Genomic DNA, 8,964 nt, shown 5'->3' with positions numbered 1-8,964 from the left:
ACTGATACTGAACCTGGAAGGTAGCATCGGCGTTGGCTGTACCTGCTTTCGCCTCACCCAGAGCGTAGTAACGTGCCTGGAATGGCAGGGTGTTGGTACCGTCAATCAGAGTTTGCGCAGTGCTGAAGCTTGCACCGTCCAGTTTCAGAGCAGAACCGGTGCTGTCCAGGATCTGGATACCAACGTTAGAGGCTGAACCTGCAGCAGAACCCTGCAGAGCTAATACGTCAGGATAAGATGTAGTGCCATAAGTTTCAGGATCGGAAGAATCATCATCGTTAGAAGTTGCAGTCACACCTGCAAACGCGATAGCCGCAGTTTTTGCCACTGTAGTATCACAGTCATCTAACTGGATATTGAAACCTACAGCGCTGCTGGTCTCTCCAACCGCACTCAAAGAACTGGCTTTTACCTGACCCAGTTGTACAGTCTGATTAACTGAACCGGCATCAACGGCACAGGCTGCGTTCACAACTTCGCCTTCGAAGTGCACAGTACCACCGTTGACTGTAGTTGTTGCTGCGTGAGCAACAGTTACAGACAGAGACAGAGCGGAAAGGACGCCAACTACCAGTGATTTTATTTGCATACAGTTTGCCTTTTAATCCAAAGATTAATGAATAAGAAATTGCAAAAAATTAATAAATAAGAAATTGGCGGCCAGCTTTCCGGTATGGTCAGAACCATTATTACAATAACCTTCATTTTGACCTGCCACTCTGGTTTCATCATTACAAAAGTTAACAACTCCGCCAGATGCCTATCAGGATAGGGCCATTACAGGTTATTTGGCAAATAACCACATCACATAAATTAATGAGATAATTAAAAAATTAATTTCGCTAATTTTTTAGACGGTTGACTTATCAAATCCATACTAAAAAGGCGTAGAGATAAATTATATCAATGCGATAAACTCACAATTAATTTAAATACTGTCAATAAGTTAAATTAAAATCCTGTATTATCATTAAATAACAAACCAATCATTAAACCTGAACAAAACCTAATCTATCCATTCTAAAAAAAATCAATTCGGGCATTGCAACACAATAATGAATGTTTTTACCGATTGATTTCCAGATTACAAATTAAATATATTATCTTACTACGATTAAATGCGTAAATTATTTTATATATTACAAACCAAAGAATAATTACTCACGTACTTCCCTATCAATTTCTGTTAATTGATATGTTTTAACGATTTTATGGGATAAAAAACCCGTATGTAAACGATTTCAATTTTTAAAAAATAACTCCTGCGTGAGAGTTATCGTTATAAATAAGCAGAATTAACCTGTTTATTTGCCGTTAATAAAACTATTAACTTTGATTAATATCAATATAAATGGATGACTTTTCATTTCCATGGCAGAAAAACATGATTGCTCTGCATTCACCGGGGAAGAATAATGCTGTCGGAGAAGTAAAAGGACAGGTAAAAATGTTTGGGATGCCAGGCCCGGGATAACAGACTGGCATCCGATGTTTCAGAATCTAATACTGAGAGTGATAATCCTGGCCTTTATCCCAACGATCCTGCCAGTGACTGGTATAAACACGGGCCAAATCAGGTGAATTATGGATCACCAGAACATTCTCAGAATTCCGGCGCTCAGCACTGGCAGTGTAATTAAACGAGCCTGTCTCAACGGTTTGATCATCCACGATGATCGTCTTATCGTGTTGTATCGGATAATGCTTGTCAGTTCTCAGGGGAATCCCCTGATTGACGATGAAATTCATCGCAGCGAGGCTGGATTTATTTCTGTTGCCTCGCTCATCCACCACAATTTTGACATCAACACCGCGCTTTTTGGCACTGGCCAATGCCTGCATGATATCTGGCGCAGTAAAAGAATAGGAAAGCATTCGGATACGATGTTGAGCACTATTGATAGTGTTCAGTACCAGACTGCGGGCCGTGCCTTCCGGTGAAAAACCCACTTCAACCGATGGGCTGGCTGCCATCGTCAGGGCCGGGGCGGCCAGTAATACGGCAGCCAGTAAATATGTACTTCTCTTCATTAATACATCCAATGACAACGGGGGAATCTCTCTGTGCTTATTTGCTATCAGATACGCGTTATTCACTGAATTAACTTTACTTTTCAGTGAGTCAGCAGCACCCTACCATTTATGCAGACAATAAAAAATCCGCATTTCCTGAAAACGGATCTGCGGAGAGAAATTACCGGTTTTCCCCTACGGGAGGAGATTCAGACGGGTCAAAGTTCAGCGACCATTAAACGGATTGCCGGTTTCATAGCGGTCAGAATGCAGAGTGTCGCTGTGCAGATAACGCCAGACATCTTCATTCACTGCCACGCCTTCGACCGCTGCCAGAGCCTCACGCAGAATACAGTCTTCACCCGGATAAAGTACCTGTTCAACTCCCTGCGCCGGTTTACTGGCCTTAAGCTCTGCCATTGAACGAGAAACACTGGCTCTGAAAACAGTACTATCGGTAAACGCCGCAGGATTAAAAATGATGTGTAACTGCCCGAGATTGCGGCCTTCCGACATATTCTGGTACATAGATGAGACATGTTTGCCAAAGGGCAGCCCAAGCAACATCCCTGCCAGCACATCCACCATCATCATTAATCCATAGCCTTTGGGTCCTGAAATAGCATTCAGGCCAGCCACAGCCGCAGGATCAGTGGTTGGCTGACCGCGACTGTCCACCGCCCAGTCGGCCGGGATGGGCTGATGCCGGAGACGCGCATCAAGAATTTTCCCCCAGGCCTGAACGCTGGTCGCCATATCCAGCATCATATAATCATCATCTTCCCCCGGGGCAGCAAAGGCTATAGGGTTGGTCCCGTAATAAGGTTCTGCGCCACCGTAAGGGACCACCATCGGATCAGACTGACATAACGACAACGCCACCATTCCAGATTTTGCTGCCTGCTCTACAAAAAACGACAGTGCGCCACTGTGGCTGATACGGCGAATGCCAACTGCACACAGTCCCTGCTGTTGAGCAATTTCGATTCCACGCTCCATGGCCTGTTGCGCGGCAAAATGCCCGGGGCCATTATCGCCATCAAAAATCATCACGGACGGTAATTCATGGCGAACAGTAAATTCGGGCGTTGTATTGATCCCTCCTTTACAGATTCGTTCCACGTAATATTCGGTCCGCAATGCTCCGTGCGAGTGAACACCGCGCTTATCTGCATGTACCAGCGATGCCGCGACGGTCTCTGCATGGAGTACCTGCAAACCGGCACGCTGCAGTTTATCGCTGATGAGAGTTAGCAACTGTTGAGGATCAACTCTTATCACGGTCATTCCCTCCACCGATCATCGGGGCTTTAATACGGGGTAAGCGAGACTCAAACCAGCAGGCCATCGAGATTAAATCACTTTCCTTCATCGAATGACCAATCAGTTGAAGACCTATCGGTAATCGCTGAGAGGAAATTCCGCCCGGTAACGTCATCGCAGGTAACCCGAGGAATGACCAGGGGGCGCAGAACGAGGCATCCCCCGTTGAAGTCAGCCCTTGCGGCGCTACTGACGGGGCGGCCAGCGACAGAATAACATCGCTGTCGTGAAAATAATCATCACGCTGACGACGACATTGCTGCATAAAGGTTATTGCCCGTTGATAGACCTGTGAAGAGATCTCACTCCCTTGCTGAATGAGTGCAGAGGTCGCTTTACCGACCGCAGATAAGTCCGCGCCAATTTTCGCTGACAGTCCCTGACAGGCTTCATACGCCAGAATGGTGTCCAGTGCCGCCAGCCATTCTGGTGCTTTATCTGCAGCCTCCAACGGCCGGCATTCAATCCCCTGCTCATTCAGCCAGCCAATAATCCCGGAAAACCAGCTTTTCAGTTCCTCATCTGCCGACTGCCACTGCGCCGGCATATACAACCGGACCCGGCGTGGCTTCACAGGGACAGGGGGAGATACTGTAGTCTGGTTGTCGACAATCACCTGCTGGCAAAGGCTGGCATAGTAGCAATCAGAGACAATAAAACCGGTATGGTCAAGCGAGCCTGCCAGTGGCTGAATACCTTCCACTGATACCCTTCCATAAGTCGGTTTAAATCCGACGACACCACAGTAGGCTGCCGGACGAATCACCGATCCTACGGTTTGTGTACCCAGGGCGATATTGACAATACCGGCCGCGACCGCAGCCGCTGAACCGCTGGAAGATCCGCCCGGAGTATGGCGATAATTCCAGGGATTTACTGTGGCGGCCGGGTGACGCCAGGCAAACTCCGTGGTAGCCGTTTTACCGAAAATCGTCGCACCTGCGGCTTTCAGTTGCCGGACTATCTTTGCATCTTCCGCCGGAAGGTGCCCCTGAAACAGCGGGCAACCGTAACCGGTAGGCATATCTTTAGTGTCTATCAGATCTTTTACCGCGACAGGTATACCTGACAGCGGTAATCCCACGGGTGTTTCCGGATAGTGCTCAGGCAGCCAGACAAAGGCCTTCAACTCAGGATTCCGTTGTTGTGCCGCAGCTATCGCCTGCTCCAGCGTGGTGTTCTGTTTCATAGTGCTTCCCGTCATGACCCGATAATCACGGACTATTTCTTATAGATGTTATGCACCACATCCGTGTAGGTGACCTGACCCGGTTTAATATTGCCGATGTACTGCTGCACATTAATGGCATTATTAAAGGCACCTTCGGAAATATACGGATCGACAGCATAAATGTTATTTTTTGCCAGCCGGTCAACCGCATTAGTCACGACTTTAGCATCTAACGTCGGGAACTCTTTAATCGCTACCTGACGGGCAATATCCGGAGAGTTATGGATCACTTTTTCGGCTTCAGCCAGACCTTCGATAAAGTTTTTCACCATCTCAGGTTTACTTTTAATGGTTGACTGCAGAGCATCAATAGCTGAGAAGGCAAATTCTCCCTGATACTTGTCATTAAACGAGTAAACAATCTTATAGCCGCTGGCAATCCCCTGGTCGACCTGAGGTTCATAAACGGTTGCAGCCTGCGCGCGACCGACACCCAGCGGCGATAACTCAGTACCCAACTGAACAGTGCTCAGATTCACTCCCTGAATCCCTTTATCTTTTATCAGTTGCTGTAACAGATAAGTGGTGGTACTCGGTGGCATCGCCGTAGAGACCGTTTTCCCCTTCAGGTCGGCTTCGGAGTGAAGATTGGCAGACGGCGGAGCAATAATCCATACCGGTACCCCGGCAACCACCAGCCCGATATTGGTGATCGGCGCACCTTTAATATGAGCCAGCACAGCCGTCATCGGATCCTGTAAAGAGAAATCGGCGTGCCCGCCAATCACCGCCGCCACGGCCTGAGCACCGCTTCCGGCAGTCATCAGTTTTAAATCCACGCCGTGTTTGGCAAAAATGCCCTGGTCGATACCGACATATAACGGCAGATACTGAATAGAGTGGAAAGCTTCATAAATGACAGCTGGCTGGTTTGCTTCTGCAAAAGAGGCAAATGCGGAGGTTCCGGCCAGCACAGCAACCGCAGCCAGTTTACGAACAGATTTCATTTTTATGCTTTCCATTTAACCACCCTTTTCTCAATATATTGAATACACCAGGTTACTAACGATGCCATCACTGTCAGTACAATGACGCCAAGCCAAACGGTATTAAGATCAAACAGCGAACCCGCCACAAAGATTTCATGGCCCAGACCGTTATTTGATGAGATATATTCCCCCACCACGGCACCAATCAGCGAAAAGCCGACGTTGATACGAATAATGGAAAAAATCCAAGGCACCGACGACGGGATAATCAGTTTCCTGAAAACCTGGGCATTGGATGCTTTAAATGAACGAAACAGATTCATTAAATCGCTGTCAATTTCCCTGGCTACCGCGCAGGCAGAAATCATGGCGACAGCAAATGAAGAGATCGCGGATAGCCAGATTTTTGATGTGGTATCTGAGCCGAACCAGATAATGATTAACGGACCAAGGGCAATTTTTGGGATGCTGTTAAGAATGACGGAAAATTGCTCGCCGACCTGCGACAACTTAGGGTAAAACCATAATCCCAGGCCGAGAATAATTCCTAACCCGCTACCAATCACCAGACCCATGATGGTTTCATAAAAGGTAATCCAGGTATCAAAGAGCAGTTGCCCCTGGGTCAGACCGATAACGGCTGAGTGATAAATACCGTAAGGTGAACCTAATAACTGGCCGTTAATCCAGTTTTGTTGCGCGGCCAGTCCCCATAAACACACAAGTAAAAAAAGAATAAAAAAGACAATGATTGTCGCTCTGCGCTTATCTGCATTTTGTGTCATTGATATCTGTCCTATTGACCGTGAGCCACGTTATTCATTCTTAAGCCGTCCCAGATTTGGGTATGGTAATCATGAAATTCAGGCGCCCCGCGGGCAGAAACGGCCGTTCTCGGTCCCTGGGTGGTAAGATCGATTTTTTGCTCCATCACGATTTTGGCCGGCCGGCCGCCCAGCAAGACCACCCGGTCACTCATGGCAATAGCTTCATCGATATCGTGGGTGACCAGAATGACGCTGGTCTCTCCGGTTCTGGTCAGATTCATGACGTCATCTTCCAGCATCAGCCGGGTTTCATAATCCAGTGCAGAAAAAGGTTCATCGAGCAGGATTACCGTTGGGTCACATAACAGTGTGCGGGTCAGCGCAACCCGTTGTTTCATGCCGCCGGAAAGCGAGGCCGGATAGGCATTCTCTACCGAGGAAAGGCCGTAACGTGCCAGCATATCAAGTGCTCGCTGACGATCAGCCGGAGTAATTTTTCGGTATAGCTCAATACCCAGCAGGGCATTATCCAGAATGGTCCGCCACGGTAATAACAGATCCTTTTGCAGCATATAGGCGATGCGGCCGACAGCACCATTTTTTGCCGGCCCTAATACCACACTACCGGAACTGGGTTTCAGTAATCCTGAGATCAGGTTAAATAAGGTGCTTTTTCCGGCACCACTCCGTCCAACAACCGCAACAATTTCACCGGCTTTTACCACGAAATTAAGAAACTGAAACAGCCGTAACTCTTCACCATTCTCCAGCACAAAATGGTGGCTTAACTGATTTATCTCCAGGGGATGCGGTGATTCAGATTCCTGCAAATGACTCATTATTCCTCTGCCTCATGGTTATCCGTAAATTCTGCTACAGATAACCGCTATGCACATAGCATGCCAGAAATGAATTAAATTAATCCTTTGTTTTATATGTATTTTTAAATTAAGAGTCTGAAACAAATAGCCGAAAAGAAATTCTGAACTCGCGGGAAATCACTGCAATGGTGCAATCGTACAATGATTATATATGACAGATATATATGACTATTTCCTGATACTGGTGCAATAAGTAATAGATGGGGATACTGGCAGGTAAAAAAATCGCCACTGAAAGAAGATAGCGTTTATCACCCATGAACTCTACGATACGACCCGCCGGTTATTACAGCAGGATATTTTATCCTACACTATTGATCAGAATCCGGAATTGCAGGCATTCAGGGCACTGGGTCTGATGATTAGTTATCTGGAAAAGCAAAATATTCCCGGGATGTACGACAGCGGCAATATTGAGTTGTCGATCTTTACCCCTGAAAACTGCGTTTCTCCCTCCGGCCATTAATGTTCTTCCGGCGAAGAGGTATTGTTGAAGAAAATATCGATATTCATCGGACTATTGCCATCCTCGCCATTCAGGGTACGTACCAGAATTTCACTACCAAGTTGCTGCAACGACAGTACGCCATCTGGCCGTACCCGCTTAATCTTAGTCATATTCTGGCTTTCATTGACCAGCGCAATAGTTTTGGTGTCATCGCCACCAGCCTCTTTGGCCGCCAGTACCACAAAGGCGTTATCGGCGTCATTATCCATCAGCGCCACAATATATTTCGCTTTGGAAGCGCCTGCCTGCTCCAGTATGGGAAGTGAGGAGGGATCACCTTCGATAACATCAGCCGTTTCGGGAAATTCAGATTTATTGCCCGGGTAACAGACAATAGTGACATTCCCGCCGGAGTCCGCCAGCCCCTGGCTGACACTTTGTGCCAGCGCTGAAGATCCGGCCACAATATAGTGATTTTTACGTACCACGTGAGAAAACCGTCCTTTTAGAATACGTTGAACATTCTGACTAATCAGTGAACCGGCTATCGAGGCAACCGATGCGGCAAAAATAGTGATACCGAAAATAATCACCGTCAGGGTAAACATCCTGGCCGCGGTGGTATGAGGCAGAATATCGCCAAATCCCACCGTAGACATACAGACAATCACAAAATAAAACGCCGTCGGCAGATCTTTAACCGGCGGGGTAAACTGGTCACCAAGATAAAGTGTTCCCAGCATGCCATAAACGATCAGTGACAGAACGCTGACCACAGCGAAAATACTGGTACTACCGAGGCTGTGCTTATCAAAATGCCGCCAGTAGAACAGTAATCCACCCATGGTAATTAGCGCATAGATCGCCTGAGTATGGTGAGCTTTCAGAATGATCAGGTTGGTCAGTGCAATACAGAACAACAACAGTAATGAACTGAACCAGGCAATCCTGGTACGCATCAGTAACGTAAAGGCCATGCAGAACAGCACCAGGCCCATCATAAATCTCGGGATATCAAAAGTTTCCAGGAAACTTAGTGCTTCCTGCCATGAATGGAAATTCCGGAGTTTTTCTGGTGCGTTCTCCATTACCAGCAATAGTATGGGCCGGAGCATCATGTAGCCGTTGTGCGCAACCATCAGTGCCAGGCAGTACACCACTATCATTGGATTTTTCAGAAAGCTGATAATTTTCATCTGATTGTTCACCACACCTCTGTTACAGGATCCCTTTCTGCATGGTTCCAACTTACGAAAATCACAGACTGATCCGATAAGCTAAAGCGTAGGGGGATTTTGGGGAACATCAATGAAAAAAGGGTGGCAATATGTTGCGGCAGCGCTAAAGAGTCGGGCGACTGAAAGAAATGTCT

General features: G+C 47.2%; 9 protein-coding genes. 1 reads left to right on the top strand and 8 read right to left on the bottom strand.

Going from position 1 to position 8,964, the window contains the following annotated elements; all coding sequences use genetic code 11:
• The 7 genes from fimA to B3Z23_RS18625 form a co-directional block, all read right to left on the bottom strand.
• Positions 1-589: type 1 fimbrial major subunit FimA (gene fimA, locus B3Z23_RS18655; protein WP_294912911.1), on the bottom strand; the 589-nt coding region annotated here is incomplete at its 3' end.
• 911 nt (positions 590-1,500) lie between these two features.
• A complete protein-coding gene (locus B3Z23_RS18650) occupies positions 1,501-2,031 on the bottom strand; it encodes a phospholipase D family protein (protein ID WP_414716516.1) in 531 nt (176 codons plus the stop codon).
• A gap of 207 nt (positions 2,032-2,238) precedes the next feature.
• The gene (allD, locus tag B3Z23_RS18645; RefSeq protein ID WP_294912917.1) at positions 2,239-3,291 is read right to left on the bottom strand and encodes an ureidoglycolate dehydrogenase; all 1,053 of its coding nucleotides are present in this window, start codon (positions 3,289-3,291) and stop codon (positions 2,239-2,241) included.
• The gene (locus B3Z23_RS18640) at positions 3,281-4,525 is read right to left on the bottom strand and encodes an amidase (protein ID WP_294912909.1); all 1,245 of its coding nucleotides are present in this window, start codon (positions 4,523-4,525) and stop codon (positions 3,281-3,283) included. Before B3Z23_RS18640 ends, allD begins: the two co-directional genes overlap by 11 nt.
• A gap of 32 nt (positions 4,526-4,557) precedes the next feature.
• Entirely contained in the window at positions 4,558-5,529 is a 972-nt protein-coding gene (locus B3Z23_RS18635) for an ABC transporter substrate-binding protein (protein ID WP_294912907.1), read from the bottom strand.
• Entirely contained in the window at positions 5,517-6,281 is a 765-nt protein-coding gene (locus tag B3Z23_RS18630) for an ABC transporter permease (protein WP_038016227.1), read from the bottom strand. The genes B3Z23_RS18635 and B3Z23_RS18630 overlap by 13 nt, the downstream gene beginning before the upstream one ends.
• An 11-nt stretch (positions 6,282-6,292) precedes the next feature.
• Entirely contained in the window at positions 6,293-7,102 is an 810-nt protein-coding gene (locus B3Z23_RS18625; protein ID WP_294912904.1) for an ABC transporter ATP-binding protein, read from the bottom strand.
• A 373-nt stretch (positions 7,103-7,475) separates the two neighbouring features.
• Here B3Z23_RS18625 and B3Z23_RS18620 point away from each other — a divergent pair, with 373 nt between their 5' ends.
• Positions 7,476-7,610: a hypothetical protein gene (locus B3Z23_RS18620; protein ID WP_294912901.1), complete on the top strand. Its 135-nt coding sequence runs from the start codon at positions 7,476-7,478 to the stop codon at positions 7,608-7,610.
• Here B3Z23_RS18620 and kch read toward each other — a convergent pair.
• On the bottom strand, positions 7,607-8,788 hold the full coding sequence (gene kch / locus B3Z23_RS18615; protein WP_294912898.1) for a voltage-gated potassium channel protein: 1,182 nt from the start codon (positions 8,786-8,788) through the stop codon (positions 7,607-7,609). The genes B3Z23_RS18620 and kch overlap by 4 nt on opposite strands.
• Between the last annotated feature and the right edge of the window lie 176 nt (positions 8,789-8,964).

Source organism: Tatumella sp. UBA2305, assembly GCF_002345795.1.
In the GTDB taxonomy this organism is placed as follows: domain Bacteria; phylum Pseudomonadota; class Gammaproteobacteria; order Enterobacterales; family Enterobacteriaceae; genus Tatumella; species Tatumella morbirosei.
This window is presented reverse-complemented; position numbering and strand designations above follow the sequence as displayed.

Coding starts and splice junctions, on each gene's coding strand:
- B3Z23_RS18650 (WP_414716516.1), bottom strand. CDS start 2,031: ATGAAGAGAAGTACATATTTACTGGCTGCCGTATTACTGGCCGCCCCG.
- B3Z23_RS18640 (WP_294912909.1), bottom strand. CDS start 4,525: ATGAAACAGAACACCACGCTGGAGCAGGCGATAGCTGCGGCACAACAA.
- B3Z23_RS18630 (WP_038016227.1), bottom strand. CDS start 6,281: ATGACACAAAATGCAGATAAGCGCAGAGCGACAATCATTGTCTTTTTT.
- kch (WP_294912898.1), bottom strand. CDS start 8,788: ATGAAAATTATCAGCTTTCTGAAAAATCCAATGATAGTGGTGTACTGC.
- B3Z23_RS18635 (WP_294912907.1), bottom strand. CDS start 5,529: ATGGAAAGCATAAAAATGAAATCTGTTCGTAAACTGGCTGCGGTTGCT.
- B3Z23_RS18625 (WP_294912904.1), bottom strand. CDS start 7,102: ATGAGTCATTTGCAGGAATCTGAATCACCGCATCCCCTGGAGATAAAT.